This window comes from Nocardia otitidiscaviarum (assembly GCF_007362295.1).
In the GTDB taxonomy this organism is placed as follows: domain Bacteria; phylum Actinomycetota; class Actinomycetes; order Mycobacteriales; family Mycobacteriaceae; genus Nocardia; species Nocardia otitidiscaviarum.
The window spans coordinates 2,049,180-2,067,017 of record NZ_CP041695.1; the positions used below are offsets into that span (position 1 = coordinate 2,049,180).

Annotated in this window: 17 protein-coding genes and 1 pseudogene; 11 read left to right on the forward strand and 7 right to left on the reverse strand. The window is 71.1% G+C overall.

Annotated elements, in window-relative coordinates; all coding sequences use genetic code 11:
- Positions 1–5 precede the first annotated feature (5 nt).
- Together bsaP and FOH10_RS08735 are read left to right on the forward strand one after the other, a co-directional pair.
- The gene (gene bsaP / locus FOH10_RS08730; protein WP_051037126.1) at positions 6–239 is read left to right on the forward strand and encodes a biotin synthase auxiliary protein BsaP; all 234 of its coding nucleotides are present in this window, start codon (positions 6–8) and stop codon (positions 237–239) included.
- Positions 239–952, forward strand: coding sequence for a DUF2567 domain-containing protein (locus FOH10_RS08735; protein ID WP_186000763.1), 714 nt, complete (start codon positions 239–241; stop codon positions 950–952). The genes bsaP and FOH10_RS08735 overlap by 1 nt, the downstream gene beginning before the upstream one ends.
- A 19-nt stretch (positions 953–971) precedes the next feature.
- Here FOH10_RS08735 and FOH10_RS08740 read toward each other — a convergent pair whose 3' ends face one another.
- Positions 972–1,322, reverse strand: a complete 351-nt coding sequence (locus tag FOH10_RS08740; RefSeq protein WP_029929176.1) for a hypothetical protein — start codon at positions 1,320–1,322, stop codon at positions 972–974.
- A 111-nt stretch (positions 1,323–1,433) separates the two neighbouring features.
- On the opposite strand from FOH10_RS08740, the gene FOH10_RS08745 reads away from it, so the two are divergent.
- Positions 1,434–1,628, forward strand: a complete 195-nt coding sequence (locus FOH10_RS08745) for a hypothetical protein (RefSeq protein WP_039812578.1) — start codon at positions 1,434–1,436, stop codon at positions 1,626–1,628.
- Between the two features lie 96 nt (positions 1,629–1,724).
- Positions 1,725–2,348 (forward strand): suppressor of fused domain protein, encoded by a 624-nt coding sequence (locus FOH10_RS08750; protein ID WP_143980338.1) that lies wholly within the window; start codon positions 1,725–1,727, stop codon positions 2,346–2,348.
- Positions 2,349–2,354: 6 nt separating this feature from the next.
- Here FOH10_RS08750 and FOH10_RS08755 read toward each other — a convergent pair whose 3' ends face one another.
- Entirely contained in the window at positions 2,355–3,131 is a 777-nt protein-coding gene (locus FOH10_RS08755) for an Rv0361 family membrane protein (RefSeq protein ID WP_143980339.1), read from the reverse strand.
- Between the two features lie 227 nt (positions 3,132–3,358).
- A complete protein-coding gene (locus FOH10_RS08760) occupies positions 3,359–4,333 on the reverse strand; it encodes a GlxA family transcriptional regulator (RefSeq protein WP_143980340.1) in 975 nt (324 codons plus the stop codon).
- Between the two features lie 148 nt (positions 4,334–4,481).
- Here FOH10_RS08760 and FOH10_RS08765 point away from each other — a divergent pair, with 148 nt between their 5' ends.
- Positions 4,482–5,189, forward strand: coding sequence for a response regulator transcription factor (locus FOH10_RS08765; RefSeq protein WP_143983953.1), 708 nt, complete (start codon positions 4,482–4,484; stop codon positions 5,187–5,189).
- On the opposite strand, the gene FOH10_RS08770 is transcribed toward FOH10_RS08765, so the two are convergent.
- Positions 5,152–5,937 (reverse strand): NUDIX hydrolase, encoded by a 786-nt coding sequence (locus tag FOH10_RS08770; RefSeq protein ID WP_143980341.1) that lies wholly within the window; start codon positions 5,935–5,937, stop codon positions 5,152–5,154. The genes FOH10_RS08765 and FOH10_RS08770 overlap by 38 nt on opposite strands.
- Positions 5,938–6,015: 78 nt before the next feature.
- Here FOH10_RS08770 and nadA point away from each other — a divergent pair, with 78 nt between their 5' ends.
- The 4 genes and pseudogenes from nadA to nadC all read left to right on the forward strand — a co-directional run bounded on the left by nadA (position 6,016) and on the right by nadC (position 10,370).
- The gene (gene nadA, locus FOH10_RS08775; protein WP_143980342.1) at positions 6,016–7,086 is read left to right on the forward strand and encodes a quinolinate synthase NadA; all 1,071 of its coding nucleotides are present in this window, start codon (positions 6,016–6,018) and stop codon (positions 7,084–7,086) included.
- Positions 7,087–7,165: 79 nt separating this feature from the next.
- Positions 7,166–8,470 (forward strand): annotated as a pseudogene (locus FOH10_RS36240) (L-aspartate oxidase); the annotation flags it as partial.
- A gap of 444 nt (positions 8,471–8,914) precedes the next feature.
- Complete coding sequence (locus tag FOH10_RS36245; protein ID WP_143983954.1) at positions 8,915–9,232, forward strand: hypothetical protein; 318 nt, start codon at positions 8,915–8,917, stop codon at positions 9,230–9,232.
- 277 nt (positions 9,233–9,509) lie between these two features.
- Positions 9,510–10,370, forward strand: a complete 861-nt coding sequence (gene nadC / locus FOH10_RS08790) for a carboxylating nicotinate-nucleotide diphosphorylase (RefSeq protein ID WP_039812593.1) — start codon at positions 9,510–9,512, stop codon at positions 10,368–10,370.
- An 11-nt stretch (positions 10,371–10,381) separates the two neighbouring features.
- Here nadC and FOH10_RS08795 read toward each other — a convergent pair whose 3' ends face one another.
- The 3 genes from FOH10_RS08795 to FOH10_RS08805 form a co-directional block, all read right to left on the reverse strand.
- Positions 10,382–10,873 carry a tellurite resistance TerB family protein gene (locus FOH10_RS08795; RefSeq protein WP_143980343.1) on the reverse strand — a complete coding sequence of 164 codons (492 nt, stop codon included), beginning with the start codon at positions 10,871–10,873 and terminating at the stop codon, positions 10,382–10,384.
- A gap of 261 nt (positions 10,874–11,134) precedes the next feature.
- Positions 11,135–12,313, reverse strand: coding sequence for a winged helix DNA-binding domain-containing protein (locus FOH10_RS08800; protein ID WP_143980344.1), 1,179 nt, complete (start codon positions 12,311–12,313; stop codon positions 11,135–11,137).
- 59 nt (positions 12,314–12,372) lie between these two features.
- Positions 12,373–14,862, reverse strand: coding sequence for an ABC transporter permease (locus FOH10_RS08805; protein WP_244961808.1), 2,490 nt, complete (start codon positions 14,860–14,862; stop codon positions 12,373–12,375).
- Between the two features lie 245 nt (positions 14,863–15,107).
- Between FOH10_RS08805 and FOH10_RS08810 the strand changes: the two genes are divergently transcribed.
- Both FOH10_RS08810 and FOH10_RS08815 read left to right on the forward strand, forming a co-directional pair.
- Positions 15,108–15,971 carry an arylamine N-acetyltransferase family protein gene (locus FOH10_RS08810; RefSeq protein WP_143980345.1) on the forward strand — a complete coding sequence of 288 codons (864 nt, stop codon included), beginning with the start codon at positions 15,108–15,110 and terminating at the stop codon, positions 15,969–15,971.
- Between the two features lie 220 nt (positions 15,972–16,191).
- On the forward strand, positions 16,192–17,757 hold the full coding sequence (locus FOH10_RS08815; RefSeq protein ID WP_143980346.1) for a serine/threonine-protein kinase: 1,566 nt from the start codon (positions 16,192–16,194) through the stop codon (positions 17,755–17,757).
- Positions 17,758–17,838: the final 81 nt, after the last annotated feature.

The window sequence follows — 17,838 nt, forward strand, 5'->3', positions numbered from 1 at the left end:
TGGACATGGAAACGGACGAGGTCACCGCGCGCGTGGCGCTGTACAACCCGTTCACCGGCAAGCTGATCGAACCCGGCGCGGACGATCCGGTCCCGGCCGCCGCCGCGCTCGGGCTGGAACCGCCGCGCTACTGCGAGCAGTGCGGCCGCCGCATGATCGTGCAGGTGAGTCCGGACGGTTGGTGGGCGAAATGCTCGCGCCACGGGGTGCTGGACTCGAAGAGTCTGGAACACCGGTAGTGGCACCGGGATTCGCTCCACCCGGAGCCTCCGGGACGCGGACCGAGGTGCTGCGGCGGGAACGCCGGGCGGCCGCGCTGGTCGTCGCGGGCGTCACCGCGGTCAGTGCGATGGCGGCGATGGTGTGGGCCTTCCTGGCCCCGGCCGAACGGTTGGTGGTGGTGGAGCCGGACCGTGGTGCGGTGCTGACCGGGGAGAGCGCGCACCAGTTCGACGCGCTGGCCGTCTTCGTTCTCGTCGGCATGGTGACCGGGGTGCTCACTGCCACCGTCACGTGGCGGTGGCGGCGCGTGCGCGGGCCGATACTGCTGGCCGGATTGGTGGTCGGCTCGCTGCTGGGCGCGTTCGTCATGCGCCTGGTCGGCGAGGCCGCCGCCGAGGTGCTGTACCCGCGCCCGGAGAATCCGGCGGTCGGGTCGATCGTCGAACTCGCGCCCACCGTGCCCGCCTGGCAGGCCCTCATCGCGCAACCGCTGGTGGCGACGCTGCTGGTGCTCATCTGGTCGGCCCTGAGCGTGGCCGACGATCTGGGCAGCGGACAGTTCCAGCCCTTCGGCGGCGAAGCGCCGCGCCGCGGCCTGCTCGCGCCCGGACCCTACGGTTCGGCCATCAGCTACGGGCCCTACGGCGGTCCGGGGGCGAACGGCGGCTCGGTGCAGGGCTTCGGGCCGATGCCGTACGAGGGTGCGGGTCGGGGCCATCCCGACCGCTGAACCTCGTTCGCGCCGCGGGTCATTCGCTCTGTGCCCACGCGGCGACCGGCAGGGACAGGTAGATCCCGAAATCGTCGAGATCGACCGCCTTCTCGATGGCCGCGTGCAGCCCGTCCACCCGCTCCTGCCGGTTCTCGGCGCGGCTCGCGAAGTACTTGGACCGGACCTCGATCACCACATCGAGTCCACTGCGGTCGAACGGTCCGAGCGGCCGGAACCGGATTTCCACGTCACCGGGCTGCAGATCGCCGTCGTACGGCTCCTCCGGGCACTCCACCGCCACCGATACCGCATGCGGCAGCACCTCCGCCAGTTCGCGCAGCACGGTGTCGGGAATACTCGGCGCGTAGGTGACGTCTACCAAGGGCATCGGGCCAGTCTAGCCAGCCCGGAAATCGCGGCCCGAAAATCACTGGCCCCGCCCCGTTCCCACACCTACCGTGGGGCGTCGAACAGCAACACATCCGATCGGGAGACCACCATGAGAACCGCCGCGCAGCGCGCCGACGACCCGGTCGCGCCGGAGCGGGCCGCCGTCGCCCCCTCGGAACGGGCCGACCTGACCGCGTGGCGGCAGCGCCACGCCCTGCGCCGCTCCAACGCGGCCCAGCCGATCCCCAGCGGTCGGCGCTACCGCCGCACCACCAAACATCGTGGGCGCGAACAACAGTGGTGACCATGGTCGCCGGAACCGTTCCGGCACTTGTTTTTACATTGATTTGAGCCGTCCGACCGTGGTGGTGGCGGTCGTCCGGCCGTAGGGTCACTCGGCATGGAAAGCGCAACGGGCTGGGATGCCATCGACGGTGCACTGCGTCGGCTGTACGGCGAGGCGACGCCGTTCCACCTGGGTACGAAGCAGCCGTGGGCGCTCGGCGGCCCGGATCCGCTCGACGGCATCAGCATTTTCGGTCGGACGGACCCGATCGCGCATTGGCATTACGTCGGTTACGGCATGTCGGAACTGTACGAGAAGGAGTCCGCCGAACCGCACACCTCGGGCTGGGGATTCGAGTTCACCATGCGCGTGGTCCGGTCGACGGCCGAGTCGCAGCCGCCGCTGTGGCCCGCGCAGCTGCTGCAGACGCTGGGCCGCTACGTATTCCAGAGCGAGAACCGTTTCGAGCCGGGCCACACCATGAAGGCGGGCGGCCCGCTGGCCGGCGACCGCCCCGACAGCGCCATCCGCGCCATGGCCTTCACGGTCGACCCGGAACTCGGCGAGATCGGCACCCCGCACGGCAGTCTGCGCTTCCTCCAGGTGGTGGGCCTGACCTTGGACGAGTACCAGGCTGCGCTGGGCGGCAGGGCGCCCGCGTTGCTGGCCCGGCTCGCCGCCGACCTGCCGCTCTACGTCACCGACGCCGATCGGCCCTCGCTGATCGGGCGCGGCTGAGCGCGGCTACTTCAGCGCGTCGCCGATCCCGCACACCTTCCACTCACCGTTCTCCTTGACCAGGTCGTAGGTGAGTGACTGGGTGTTGGTGCGGCCGCCGAAGTTCACCTCGACGTCGACGGTGAAGGTGCCCTCGTCCGCGCCCGAGGGCACGTCGACGCTTTTCAGGGTCGTCTTGGAGTCGACCTTGGGCACATTGGTGGCGGTGATGCCGCCGGTGTCGACGCTCTCGATCATCGACAGGTCCGACTGGCAGATGAGGTCCTTGTTCTTCGCGCCGCCGTTGACGAAGTCCTCCGCCACATCGCGCGGGTCGTCCGAGCCGCCGACGATGCCGCCGCCCGAACCCGAGAGCAGGAACACCGCACCGATGCCGAGCACGGCCACCAGCGCGACCCCGCCGATGATCAGCGGCATCTGATTCTTGCCGCCGCTCGGAGGCTGCTGCGGGTAGCCGCCGGGCCCGGGTCCGAACTGCGGCTGCGGTGCACCCGGATGGGGCTGCTGCGGCATGCCGGGCTGCTGGTGCCGGGGCGCGCCGAATTGCTGTGGGGGAGCGCCGTATTGCTGCGGAGCGCCGTGCTGCTGGGGTGCACCGTACTGTTGCGGGGCGCCGTGCTGCTGGGGTGCGCCGTGCTGCTGCGGGGCGCCGTACTGCTGGGGCGCGCCGGGCATCGGCTGCTGGGGCCCCGGTCCGAACCGCTGCGGTGGTTGCCCGCCCGCCGGATGCGGCGGCCATCCGCCCGGCTGCTGGTAGGGGTTCGGCTGGCGTGGGTCACTCATCTGTCAAATCCTGTACACCTCAGCGGAAAAGAATCGCGGACCGCCGCACCGATGCGCGGCCGATGATCGCACGACGCGTCGAAACGGACGCCGCCGCGATTCAATCACCGCCGTCCACCGCGCCGGTAATGCCCGCGGGTGTTTTTACATACGTTTGAGATTCGCGAGCCCGCCATTTCGCCGCCGGGCTGCGAGAATTCGGCACCGTGAGTTCTTCGGGTCGGCCGTCACCACGGCCCGCGCGCGGCGCGCAGTTCCGCCAGGGTCATGCCGTGGCGGCGGCGCACCAGGGTGCGCAGGGTGGCGGGGCTGGAGTAGCCGACGTGTGCCGCGATGGAGTCGACGGTCAGCGTGGTGGTGCGCAGCAGGTGCGCGGCCCGCTCCAAACGGATGTCGTTGGCGAATTCGCGGGGTGTCAGGCCGATTTCGGCGCGGGTGGCGCGTTGCAGGGTGCGCGTGGTGGTGCCCAGTTCGCGGGCGGCGGCCGCGATGTGCAGCGGTTCGGACAGGTGTGCGCGCACCCAGCGTTCGAAGGCGGCGACCAGCGCGTCGCCGCGGGCGACCACCTCGGGAATGGCGAAGGCGGCCTGGGTGTCCCGGTTGCCGAGCGCCAGGTAGCGGGCGGTCAGCTCGGCCAGCGCCGGAGACCGGCCGTGCACCAGCGACAGGGCGAGGTCCATATGGGACAGTGACGCCCCGGCGGTGGTGATCCGGCCGCCCCGGCACAGCAGGCGGCTCTCGTCCAGGACCACCCGGGGGTAGCGGCGGCGGAAGCTCGGCCCGAGCCACCAGCTCGTCGTCGCGGGCGCACCGTCGAGCACCCCGGCCTCGGCGAGGAAGAAGGTGCCGGTGCAGGCGGCCGCCAGCCGCCCGCCGGCATGGTGGGTCCGCCGGATGTGTTCGAGCACCGGCCTGCTGTGCGGAGCCGAGACCAGACCGATCAGTGCCTGCGCGTCGAGCACGTTCACCGCCGGCACGATGACGAGATCGACCTCCTCGCGCAGCTCGGCCAGGGGTGTGGTGGTTACGGAGTGTCCGTTGCCGGAACGGACCCGGTGGCCGAAGGAGACGGTGTGCACCCGCCATGGGGGCGGTGGCTGCGGGAGTCGATCCCGCAATCCGTTCGCCATGCTGAAGGTCTCGATCAGCGCCGCGTAACCGAAGTCGGCGACGCCGTCGACCACGAATACCGCGACGTTCATGTCGCGCATGCTACTGAACCCGTCGCATTCGCTACTGCCCCTACCGGTAAGCCTGTCCTAATCTCTTGGACTCGTGACCGATTCGGGAGGAGATCGGATGAGGACAATGACGGAGAGTGTGGTGACCGACCGAAGTCCGGGGGGACGGGTGCGGTTGCTGCTGATCGAGGACGACGACATATCCGGCGATGCGCTGGTGGATATGTTGACCGAAAGGGGTTTCGACGCCGAACGCAAACGCCGGGGAGCCGATCTGCTGCTCGGCCACCGTGACTACGATGCCGCGCTGCTGGATCTGGAGCTGCCCGACGGTTGTGGCCTGACCACACTGCGGCGGCTGCGCGAAGTGAGTTCGATACCGGTGGTGCTGCTCAGCGAGGACGACGACGAACGGACCATCGTGCGGGGGCTGCGCGGTGGGGCCGACGACTGTCTGGTCAAACCGCCGCGGATCGGCGAACTGGTGGCACGCATCGAACACGCCATGCGCCGCACCGCGGCGGAGGCGGCGGCCCGGTCCGCGGTGGTGGACACCGGTGACGTGCGCGTCGATCCGGTGGCCCGGGAGGTCACCGTGGCCGGCGCGCCGATCCTGCTCACCCACAAGGAATTCGAGCTGGTGGAGGCATTGGTGGAGCGGCCGGGGCAGGCGGTGAGCCGGGAGATCCTGATGGATCGCATCTGGGGTGACGCCTTTCTCGCCGTCTCCCGCAGCCTGGACGTGCACATCTCGACCCTGCGCGCCAAACTCGACCGGCCCGGACTGATCACCACGGTGCGCGGGTTCGGCTACCGCTGGGCTACCCAGCCCGAGGTGGTCAGCTCGGCGGGCGCAGCGCGGCGAATTCGTCGGTGACGCGGATCTCGGTGTCGGTGAAGCGGTAGAGCGCGGCCGGACGGCCACCCGTCCGGCCGGGTGAGGCGGTCGCGCCGGTGGGGGTGATGACCCCGCGGCGCGACAGCACCCGTTGCAGATTCGTGGTGTCCACCTCGTATCCGAGTGCCGCGCAGTAGATCTCGCGCAGGGTGGACATGGTGAAGCGCGCCGGGGCCAGGCCGAAGGCGATATTGGTGTAGGAGAGCTTCGCCGCCAGCCGGGTGCGGGCGTGCCCCACCACCACCCCGTGGTCGAAGGACATGTCCGGCAGTGCCGACACCGGATGCCAGCGGGTGTCCGGTGGCAATTTGGGGTCGGCGGTCAGCGGCACCAGACCCAGATAGGCCGAGGCGATGCGACGATCACCGGGCACCCGGTGCGGGTCGCTGAACACCGACAGCTGCTCCAGGTGGGTCAGCTCACGCACATCCACCTTCTCGGCGAGCTGGCGGGCGGCGGAGAAGTCGAGGTCCTCGTCGTCGCGCAGCCGCCCGCCCGGCAGCGACCAGGTGCCCTTGGCCGGATCGAGGGCCCGCTCCCACAGCAGCACCGCCAGTTCGGTGCGTTGCCCGGGCGGGCAGCGGCGATCCAGCGATCGACGCGGTGCCTCGGCCCCCGAAGTCCCTGAAGCCTCGGAAACGTCACTACCTGCGGTGATGCCCTCGGGGAAGCGGCGAACCTGGAACACCGCGGTGAGCGATTCGTGGATGGTGCTACGATGGGCCACGTTTTCGATTCTAAGTCGAAAACCGGGTGTATGCGAATCGGCGAAGCTGCCGGACGCATGAGAGTTAGGAGCCGGACCATGGCTGCACTGGGTGCGATGATGCCGCTGACCGAGCGCATCACCGATGGACCGTCGGGTTTCGGGGGAGTCGAGGCCACTCCGGAGTGGGCGCGGGAGATCAAGCGACTGGCGCGCGAACGCAATGCCACCATCCTCGCGCACAACTACCAGCTGCCCGAGATTCAGGACGTCGCCGATCACGTAGGTGACTCCCTCGCGCTGTCCCGGATCGCGGCCGAGGCCCCCGAGGACACCATCGTGTTCTGCGGTGTGCACTTCATGGCCGAGACCGCCAAGATCCTCAGCCCGGAGAAGACGGTGCTCATCCCCGATCAGCGCGCGGGCTGCTCACTGGCCGACTCCATCACCGCCGACGAACTGCGCGCGTGGAAGGCCGAACATCCGGGGGCGCTGGTGGTCTCCTACGTCAACACCACCGCCGCGGTGAAGGCCCTCACCGATATCTGCTGCACGTCCTCCAACGCCGTGGACGTGGTCGCCTCCATCGACCCCGACCGGGAGGTGCTGTTCCTGCCGGACCAGTTCCTGGGCGCGCACGTCAAGCGGGTGACCGGACGCGAGAACATGCACATCTGGATGGGCGAATGCCACGTGCACGCCGGAATCAACGGCGACGAGCTGAACGAGCAGGCCCGCACCCATCCGGACGCGGAACTGTTCGTGCACCCCGAATGCGGTTGCGCCACCTCGGCGCTCTACCTCGCGGGCGCGGGCGAGTTCCCGGCCGACCGGGTGCACATCCTGTCCACCGGCGGCATGATCGACGCCGCCAAGGCGGCGGCGGCGCGGAGCTCGCGCAGCGGCGAGTCGGGCACAGTGAACCAGGTGCTGGTCGCCACCGAGGTCGGCATGCTGCACCAGCTGCGCAAGGCCGCCCCCGGCGTGGACTTCCAGGCCGTCAACGACCGCGCCTCCTGCAAGTACATGAAGATGATCACCCCCGCCGCCCTGCTCCGCTCCCTGGTGGAGAACCGCGACGAGGTCCACGTCGACCCCGAAACCGCCGCCCTGGCCCGCAACTCGGTGCAGCGCATGATCGAGATCGGCAACCCGGGCGGCGGCGAGTGACAGTCGGCCCCCAGCTCCCGGCGGCCCACACGGCCGCCGGGCCGGGGGCGCGCACGACCACCGGGAAGGGAGAGATCCGGTGAGTATCACGATCAACTGGGAGGCCGAGGCCGATCTCGTCGTCGTGGGCGGCGGGGTGGCGGGGCTGACCGCCGCGCGTACCGCGTCGCTGCGCGGGCTGCGGGTGCTCACGCTGAGCAAGGGCGGGCCGACCGATACCGCCACGCAGTACGCGCAGGGCGGGATCGCCGTGGTCGCTCCGCACGGGGATTCGGTGGAGTCGCATGTGGACGACACCGTGGTGGCCGGGGCCGGACTGTGCGATGTGGACGCGGTCCGCTCGATCGTCGAGGGCGGGCGGGATGCCGTCGCCGCGCTCACCGATCTGGGCGCGGTCTTCGATCTCGGGCGCGACGGGCAGGTCTCGCGGACCCGCGAGGGCGGACACAGTACGCGGCGCATCATCCACGCCGGGGGCGACGCCACCGGGGCCGAGGTGCAGCGGGCGCTGAACGCGGCGGGCCTGCCGGTGATCTTCGGTGCGGCCGCGGTCGAGATCCTGACCGGGCCGAGCGGCGTGCGCGGTGTACTCGCCCTATCCGACCGGGGTTTCGGTGTGGTGCACGCGCCCGCCGTGCTGCTGGCTACCGGCGGGCTCGGGCAGCTGTACGCGTGCAGCACCAATCCCGCCGGGGCGACGGCCGACGGCGTGGCGCTGGCCTTGCGCGCGGGCGCGGTGGTGGCGGATCTGGAGTTCGTGCAGTTCCATCCGACCGTGCTGTACGCGCGCGGTGGGCTGGGGCGGCGACCGCTCATCAGCGAGGCCGTGCGCGGTGAGGGCGCGATTCTGGTGGACACCGAGGGCAATTCGGTCACCGCCGGCGTGCACCCGCGCGGTGACCTCGCACCGCGCGACGTGGTGTCGCGGGCCATCGCGGCCCGCATGCGCGAACTGGGCACCGAGCACGTCTATCTCGACGCCCGCGCCATCGACGGTTTCGCCCAGCGGTTCCCGACCATCACCGCCTCCTGCCTGGCCGCGGCCATCGACCCGCGCACCGGACTCATCCCGGTCGCCCCCGCCGCCCACTACCAGTGCGGCGGCGTGGTCACCGACACCCACGGCCGCACCACCGTCCCCGGCCTGTACGCCGCGGGCGAGGTGGCGCGCACCGGCCTGCACGGCGCGAACCGGCTCGCCTCCAACAGCCTGCTCGAGGGCCTGGTGGTCGGCGAACGCGCGGGCGCGGCGGCCACCGAACGCCTCGGAGCAGCCGACCCCGTGACCGAGATCGGCCCCCTGCACCTGCCTCGCGTCGACCGCACCGCCCTGCAACGACTGATGACCGACCGCGCCTCCGTCGTCCGCGACGGCGACGGCCTGCGCGAGGGCGTGCTGCGCCTGCTCGAACTGCTCGCCGCCAGCGGCACCGGAACCGATTCCGGCGCAATCGATATCGCCGCCCCCGGGCCGGACGGCGGAATCGGTGTGCCACTCGCCTCGCCGTTCGGACCGGTGCGCGAATCGCACGCCACGCGCGACGACGTGGGCGGCACCACCTCGCGCGGACCGAGCGATCACGGGAGCGGTACTGCGTCACGCGGGCCGGGGGTTGACGCGGTCGGCACCGCTGCACGCGGTTCGGGCGGTGCCGCGGGCGGCTACGCATCGCGCGGGCCGGGCGGCGACAAGGGCGGCAGCGCGCCGGGCGGACTGCCCGGGGGCGGCCGGGGGAGCGCGGCTCGCGGATACCGTGTCGACGCGGAAGCCGCGCACCACCGTCCGTACGGCGGTGCGGCCGACGAGCACCGGGCCGGGACGCACCCCATGACGCGCGGGTATCACGGTGGTCCGGATGCCACGGTCGGCGAATCGCGGTGCGGCACCGATACCTCCGCCACGGTGACCGCCGCCGATATCGAGGATGCCGCACTCACCCTCACCGCCCGCGTCCTGCTGGTCGCGGCGGCGGCGCGCACGGAAAGCCGTGGCTGCCACACCCGTTCGGACCATCCGGAGCCCCGCACGGAGCAGCGCCGCAGCATCGGGGTGCGGCTCGGCGAGGACGGTCGGCCGCAGCTGCTCACCGACGGCTGGGAGGAACCCACATGGTCGCGCACCGCCGTACCCACCGCCGCGTCGTGAATCCGCCCATGGCCGCGACAGCCGAATCCGGTGCCGCCGACTGGCATTCGGGGGCGCATCGCACGGCCGAAAAGGGTCCTACCCGCGCTGCCGGGCGCGGTCGTATCCGCGCTGCCGGGCGCGGTCGTGCCCGTGCCGCCGGGCGCGGTCGTATCCGCGCTGCCGGGCGCGGTCGTGTCCGCGCCGCCGGGCACGCGCGGATGGCGGCCCTGTTCCCGTTACCCGGCACCGCCGTTACCCGGCCCGGTGCTCGTTCCATCGATCCAGGAGTGCAGCGATGACTCTCGATACCGGACTCGACCGCGACGAGGTGGTCGCGCTCATTCGCACCGCCCTCGACGAGGATCTGCGCTACGGGCCCGATATCACCACCGTCGCGACGGTGCCCGAGGATGCCGTGGTGAAGGCGGCGGTGGTCTCGCGGCAGGAGGGCACCGTGGCCGGGCTCGATATCGGCCTGCTGGTGCTGGACGAGGTGATCGGGGCGGGCGGTTACGAGGTCACCGAGCGGGTGCCGGACGGCACCCGGGTGCGGCCGGGTGACGCGGTGCTCGGCGTCGTCGCTCCCACCCGGGGACTGCTGACCGCCGAGCGCACCCTGCTCAATATCGTCTGCCACCTCTCCGGAATCGCCACCGCCACCGCCGCCTGGGTGGATGCCGTGGCGGGCACCCACTGCCGCATCCGCGACAGCCGCAAGACACTGCCGGGTCTGCGGTCGCTGCAGAAGTACGCGGTCCGCGTCGGCGGCGGGGTGAACCACCGTATGGGGCTCGGCGACGCCGCGCTCATCAAGGACAATCACGTGGTCGCCGCCGGTTCGGTGGTGGCGGCGCTGCGGGCGGTGCGCGCTCTGAACCCCGCCATCGAATGCGAGGTGGAGGTGGACAGCCTGGAGCAACTCGACGCCGTGCTCGCCGAGGACGTGGAACTCGTGCTGCTGGACAACTTCCCGCTGTGGGCAACCCAAGCGGCCGTGCAGCGCCGCGACACCCGCTCACCGCGCACCAAGCTGGAATCCTCCGGTGGTCTCACCCTGGATGCCGCCGCCGACTACGCCCGCACCGGCGTGGACTATCTGGCCGTCGGTGCGCTCACCCACTCCGTGCGCGTGCTGGACCTCGGCCTGGACATGTAAGGCCCGGCGCGTCAGTCGGGGAGCCCGAACTCCTCGGGGTCCAGCAGCAGCACCTGGCAGGCCTCCCGAATGGTGGCCGCCTCGTGCTGGTCGAAGCCGCCGTCCGCATTGCCGATCATGATGCCCAACTGCACGACGGCGCGCGCCTCGGCCGGTTTGCCGGTGCACTTGGCGACCTGCTGCATGACGTAGGCGCGGCCGAACGCCGGATCCATGGCGATCCGATTGCAGTTGTCCTCGAAGAGATTTCGCAGCTCGTCCACCGGAAACTGGCGCAGTACCGGATCCGCGCCGATGAGCTGCGCCACCCGCATCCGCTCGACCGGATCGATACTGCCGTCCGCGGCCGCCACCAGCGCGCAGATCCCCATGGTGGCGTCCCGAAAGGAGCCGCCGCGCAACTCGGTGCGCTTGGCCAGCAACTGCTCCCGCCACTTCGGCGCCTGATCGACCAGCTCGCTGATCGTGCGCGCGTTGTAGAGGAAGCGGTTCAGGAAGGCCATGACACTCTCCGAATGGGAAGACCGGGCCAGCGCCCCCCGCGCCCCGGACATGCAGATGTACGTGCAGACCCTAACAGCGGGACCGTCCACCCGACACCCGACGTATTTTGAAGGATTAAACGGAAGATGTAGCGGCCGAACGGAACCCGTGTGCGACAGCAGGTGTGACCTCCGCGCCGCCTCGGATAGCTCGCCGCAGGTCTCACGCCCTCACTACGGGCGCGACCTGCGGCGGTGGGCCGGTAACGCGGTGTGCGCCCGCTAAGCGGTGAGTTCCCGCTCCAGCGGGGTGCGGAAGCGAGGAGTCGGGCGGACCTCGCCGTACCAGTCGGTGAGCCGGGCGGCCTCGGCTTCGATGTGCCGCTGCGCCTCGGAGCCGACGTCTTCCAGCAGCCGCCACACGATCTCACCGTCGGCGCGCTGTGCCCAGCCGCCGACGATGCGCCCGTCCCACCACACGGTCGGCCCCACATTGCCATTGCGGTCGAACAGCGCCGGACCGTGCGCGCCCAGATACCAATCGCGCGCCTGCCACCCCATGGGCGTCGGATCGAGGGCGGGCAGCAGCGCCGCCCACGGCTCCGGCGCGGCCACCGGGTCCAGATCGTCGGCGAGCACCAGTCCGGTGCCGCCGTCCACCGCGACCTCGACGGTGTCCAGCCGTGCCAGGGCCTTCTTCACCTCGGCGGCGGTCCATCCGGTCCACCATTTGACATCGCTCACCGGAGCCGGGCCGAACCGATGCAGCCACCGCCGCACCAACTCCGCCCGCGCCTCGTCCGCGGACATGGCCGCGATACCGTCCGGCAGCCAGGATTCGATGGGCGACCACGTGTACTGGCTGCTGGACCACGACCCATTGGGCCGCCCGCGCACGATCCGCCCCTCCGCGCCCAGGGTCACCAGCACCCAGGTGGTGATATTCGTCGGCTTCGAATACGACTTGCCCGGTGCGGTGTCGACCTGTGTCCGCAACCGCGGCACGTCCTTGCTCAACTGCGCGCCGGTCGCCGCGCCCCGCGCCAGCAACGCCCGGTGTGTCTCCGCCTCCACCTCGGCCCACCACGCCGAGATGTCCCCGTCGACGACCCCGGCCTGTTCCACGAAGCGCCCGTACGTCTTTCGCTGCTTGGCGGCCAGCGCGTCGGCACACGACGCCTGCAACACCGGCACCAGGTCGATCGGTGCCACGAACATGGTGCGCCGCATGGCCAGCATGCGCAGCAGCGTCCGATCCTCGTACAGCGCCTTCTCCACATGCCCGGGTTCGACCGTCCGGCTGCGCGCGGCCACCGAGAGGAACACCGTCGCCGGATCGGTGGCGTGCAGCACCACCATCGCCCGCGCGATCTCGGCGGCATCGTCCACCCGCGCCTCGGGAGCGAGCAGATGCCGAACCGCCAGTCGAGCGCGCCGCTGCGCGGTATCGATCGAACGCATGGGCGAATGGTAGCGGCTGGCTCCGACATCCGCCCGTCTCCGGCCGGGATGTCACCATGTCAGTCCGCGGCGACCGCGTCCACGATATTCAGCCGGGCCGCGCGCAGGGCGGGCGGAATCGAGCCGAGCAGGCTCAGGGCCAATGCCGCCGCCACGAAGACCGGGAGCAGCGGGCCGGGTCGGGCGGTGATCTCGATGCCGAGCAGGTCGGTGGCGATGGCGGCATAGAGGAACTGTTCGATCAACCCGAAGACGAGACCGAGGGCCGCGCCCACCACACCGATGGCGGCCGCCTCGGTGAGGATCATGCGCAGGGCGAAGCGGCGGGTGGAGCCGACGGCGCGCAGGATGCCGAGTTCGCGGCGGCGTTCCAGCAGCGCCAGCATGAGCGTGTTGAGCAGGGCGGTCGCGGCGATGAGGGCGGTGATCACCAGTATGGCGCGGGCCAGGGCCATGGCCTGGGTCATGGAGGCGCTGATGCCGTCGAGGGCCTCGCGCCCGGAGTAGACGAAGACCCGGGGTCCGGCGGCCGCGCGCAGGTCGGAGCGCAGCTGTTCGAGATCGGTGCCCGGGGCCGCGTCGATCTGCAGAGTGGTCGATCCGGGGCGGTCGAACCAGTCCCGCATCAGGTCCAGGCTCATGGCCACGGTGCCCGCCAGCGCCGAGAAATAGGACACGGTGTCGAGCACCGCGGCGCGTTTCTCTCCGCTGGGCGTCCGCAGGGTCACCGTATCCCCGGCGGCCACCCCGAGTTGGCCCGCCAGCGAGCGGGACAGCACCAGGCCCTCACCGGCCAGCAGCCGCTGCCCCACCTCGGCGCGCAGCGCTCGGAACATGGGGTAGTTGCTGCCCGGGGCCACGCCGTACAGCAGCGCCTTGGTGCCGCCGAAGGCGGCGAATGCCAACTGCCCCTCCGTCATACGCGCCACGCCGGGCACCGCCGCCACCCGCTCGGCCACCTCCGGCGGCAGCAGGTCGGTGGGCGTCTGATCCTCCGGCGTGGGACTCACCCACAGCTCGCTGTCGCCGAGACTGGCCAGGCTGTCGCGCGCCCCGCGCACGGCGTCGTCATTCGCTCCGGTGATGGTCACGGTCATACCCACGGCGATGGTGACGGTCATGAGGGTGGCCCACACCCGCCGGGGCGCGCGTTCGATATTCACCGCCGCGAGCACCCCGGCCCCGCCGCCGCGCCGCGCCACCGCCGCGGTCGCCGCCACGATCGGCCCGGTGAGCAGGAAGGCCAGCGCGATCTGCGCGCCGAACGCGAAACCCAGTGCGACAGCGGAGAACACGCCCAGCTGCGCGCGCACCACCAGCAGGGTCGCCGCCGTCAGCACCAGCACCGCCACCGCGGCGGCGAGCCGCGTCCACCCGGATCCGGCATCGGCCCGCGACACCCCGACCGGTGCCAGCGCCTCCACCGGAGCCACCCGGTACACCTGCCGTGCCGCCACCGCCGAGGCCCCGACGCTGGTCAGCACCGCCGCCGTGATCGCCACCGGCACCGCGTAACCCGGCAGGATGTACTCCAGCCGCACCTCCACCAGTTGGGTGACGGCGGGCGGTAGCAGGCCGATGGCCCAGCGCCCCGCGAGTATCCCCAGCAGCCCGCCCACGGCCCCGCCGACCAGTCCCACCACGGCCGCCTCGGCGAGGGTGTCGCGCACGATGGTGCGCTTGCCGCCGCCGATGGCCCGCAGCATGGAGATCACCGGACGGCGTTGCGCCAGCGCCATACTCATCGTGTTGTAGACCAGGAAGGCCGACACCACGAAGGCGATACCGGCCCCCATGGCGGCCATGAAGCGCAGCATGAGCACGCCGTTGCCGGTATCCGCGGCGCGCGCCATGGGTTCGGCGACGATCGCCCGCCCGGCCACCACCGCATCCACGGTCGCACGCAGCGCTCCCGCGTCGGCATCCGGTGCCGCCACGATCATGATGGAGTCGAGTTGTCCGGTGCGCCCGGCGATCCGCTGCGCCAGCGGCAGCGGCGCGACCACATAGTGGCCGCCGTTGAACCGCCCCGATTCCGCGTCCGCGAGCACGGCGGCGACCGTGACCCGCACCGAACCCAGCTGGAACACATCATTTTTCGCATAGCCGAGGTCCGGACCGGCCAGCACGCCGTTCGATACGCCGAGCAGCGACCCGACCACGTCGTCGGCCACGGCTCCGCTCAGTTCGCCGCCCAGTGCCGCACCCGACCCGTCCATGCCGAGCAGCAGCACCCGCTCGCCGTCGACCGGCAGATTCGCCCGCAGCAGCGGCACCGCCGCCGCCACCCCGGGCGCGGCCGCCACCTCATCGCGCAGCGACTGCGCGAATCCGGCGTCGGTGACTCCGGAGACCTCCAGGTCCGCGGTGCCCGCCAGCCCGGCGGTCAGCCGCTGCATCGAACCGGTCACCGAACCGGAGATGGCGAACACGGCCACCAGGAAGGCCGCCGACACCGCCACCACCGCGACCGTCGCCAGCGTCCGCCCCCAGTGCACGGTGAACTCCCGCACCGTGAACAGTCGTAGTCGATCCCATGACGCACTCACGACCGCGCCCGGTTCCGCATCGAATCCGTCATGGTCCCGCCTCCCCACCGCGCGCCGTCGCGCGGTCCCAGGCTAAATCGCCCGGTCACCACTGTCCACGCGATCGCGTGGCGGCGGTGCGGTACCCGCCGTGCCCACGGAATCACCGTCGTGACCGTGCTGCCGGTGGGCTGGCAGGCTGGCGCGGAACATCTTCGGTCCGCACGGTGTTGATCGAATCGATTGCGGCAGTGGACGGAGGAGATATGAGCGCCCCGGCGGACCCCTCGTACGGGTGGAACGGCGACGACCTGGATCTGGACGCGTATCTGGCGCGGATCGGGTACACGGGGGACCGCACGCCGACCCTGGACACCCTGCGCGGGCTGACCTACGCGCACACCACCGGCATTCCGTTCGAGAACCTCGAGGTCATCCTCGGCCGCGATATCCCCCTTGACGTCGAATCGGTGCAGGACAAGCTGATTCGCCGCCGTCGCGGCGGCTACTGCTACGAGCATGTCGGCCTGTTCGCCGCCGCGCTGGAGCGGCTCGGATTCGAATTCACCGGACTGTCCGGCCGGGTCACCATGGGTGCCACCGCGCTGCGGCCCGCCACCCACGCCCTGCTGCGGGTGGTCATCGACGACCGCGCCTGGCTGACCGACGTCGGCTTCGGCTTCGGCCCCCTGGCGCCCGTCGAGCTCACCGCCGACCGGGGCGAATTCGCCCTCGGCGCCTGGCGTTACCGGCTCGACCGCGCGCACGGACCCCTCGACGTGGAGCAGTGGACGCTGCACCAGTTCGGCCGCGACGGCTGGGTCGACCGCCACACCGTCGCCGTGAGCCCGCAGTACCGCATCGACTACGCGGTCGGAAACCACTTCGTCTCGACCTCGCCGCGTTCCCCGTTCACCACCCGCCCGTTCGTGCAGCGCTTCCTGCCGGAGGTACACCACGTCCTCGACGGCACCGTCTGGACCACGGAGTATCCGGACGGCAGCGGCGATACGCGCGAACTGGAGCTCGCCGAGCTGCCGAAGATCCTCGCCGAGGTCTTCGATATCGAACTCACCGACGCCGACGCGGCGGAACTGGCGCGCGGGCAGTGGGCGGCGCGTCGGGAATAGTGATCCTCACCGCACACCGACACGCGCGTTTCCCCAGCTGGTAACGCGATAATCACCCGAATGCGACGAGGATCTCAGCGAGATCTCAGTCATATCTCGCGCTGACGTCGGCGCGACGCGCGCGGCCCGCTACACTCGTGCGGGGAAACACGCGGGCAACCGCCCCGACACAGTCATTCATCGCGGAGAACTTCGGAGTAGTGCCATCGAAACCGGCCAAGTGATCGCAGGGCATTACCGCCTGGTCGAACGGATTGGTAGCGGCGGCACAGGCGTCGTCTGGCGAGCCGTCGACGAGAGGCTGGAACGGTCGGTGGCGATCAAACAGATCCTCACCCAGCCGACCCTGTCCCAAGCGGATAAGGACGTGGTGCGCCAGCGCGCGGCCCGAGAGGCCCGCAACGCCGCCCGCTTCCAGCATCCCAACGCCATCGTCGTCTTCGACATCACCGAGCACGAGGGCGACCCGTGCCTGGTCATGGAGTACCTGCCCTCGCAGAGTCTCGCCGTCGTGCTGTCCTCGCAGGGCACGCTGCCGCTGCCGCAGGTGGCGCGCATCGGCGAGCAGGTGGCTTCGGCGCTGATCGCCGCCCACCGCGCGGGCATCGTGCACCGGGACGTCAAGCCCGGCAACATCCTGCTCGGCGACAACGGGGCGGTGAAGATCACCGACTTCGGCATCTCCAAGGCCAAGGGCGATGTGACCCTCACCGCCACCGGACTCATCTCCGGCACCGCCGCCTACCTCGCCCCGGAGGTGGCGCGCGGAGCCGAGCCGACCCCCGCCGCCGACGTCTTCGCCCTGGGCGCGACGCTGTTCCACGCGCTGGAGGGGGAACCGCCCTACGGCACCAACCCGAATCCGCTCGCGCTGCTGTACGCGGCCGCCAACGGTCAGCTGAGCGAGCCGCGCAACGCCGGTCCGCTGGAGGATCTGTTGCGCCGCCTGCTGAGCTTCGAGCCGGAGGACCGGCCGAGCATGCACGAGGTGCGCGACCGCATGGCGGACTTCGCCGAGGTCGGCCCGGATGCGGACGCCACCCGCGTGCTGGCCGCCCGCCGCCCCCAGCAGCGGGGACCGGAAGCGCCGCGCCGCCCCGCGCCGCCGCGTCAGCCCACCCGGCCCATCGACCGCCGCCCGTCCGCCAGCGCCGACATTCCCACCGGCGCGGTGAGTGCCGCGGCCCTGTTGGAGTCCACCCCGCCGCCCCGGCCCCCGGCCTCCCACGGCCCCGCCACGCACACCGCCATGGAACCGCACCCCGGCGAGCCGGGCAGCCGCAAGTTCGTCTGGATCGCCGTGGTGGGTGTGCTCATCGTGGTCGGCGGCGTGGTCGCCGCCATGCTCAATTCCGGTGGCGGCGAAGGCGGTTCGGGCACCGACGCGGGCGGCCCCACCACCTCGAAGGTGACCGGCACCCCGCAGACCACCGAGGATTCGGTGGCGCTCGGCTCGGCGCGCAATGTCGGAACCGTCGGCATCGGTCAGGCCGGCAGCGCCATCGAGGACTTCTACAACGCGCTGCTCGCCAAGAACTACGGCTCGGCCTGGGCCATGCTGACCCCCGCCGCGCAGGCGGTGTACGGCGGGCAGAGCGATTTCCGTGAGTACTGGGAAGCCAACCCGATCAACGGCTATCGCGATATCTCCGGCCAGAACGACGGTGCCGGTGCGGCCGATATGCGGCTGGCGAACCTGACCTACGGCGGCAAGTCCAAGCCGTTCGACCTGCGCGTGGTCGATCCGGGCAGCGGTTCGCTACAGATCGACAGCAACACCAAGTAGCGGCGACACCGGGTAGCGACAGACCGGCGGCGGGCGACGCGATCACGCGTCACCCGCCGCTCTCGTTGTCCCGCTCGGCTT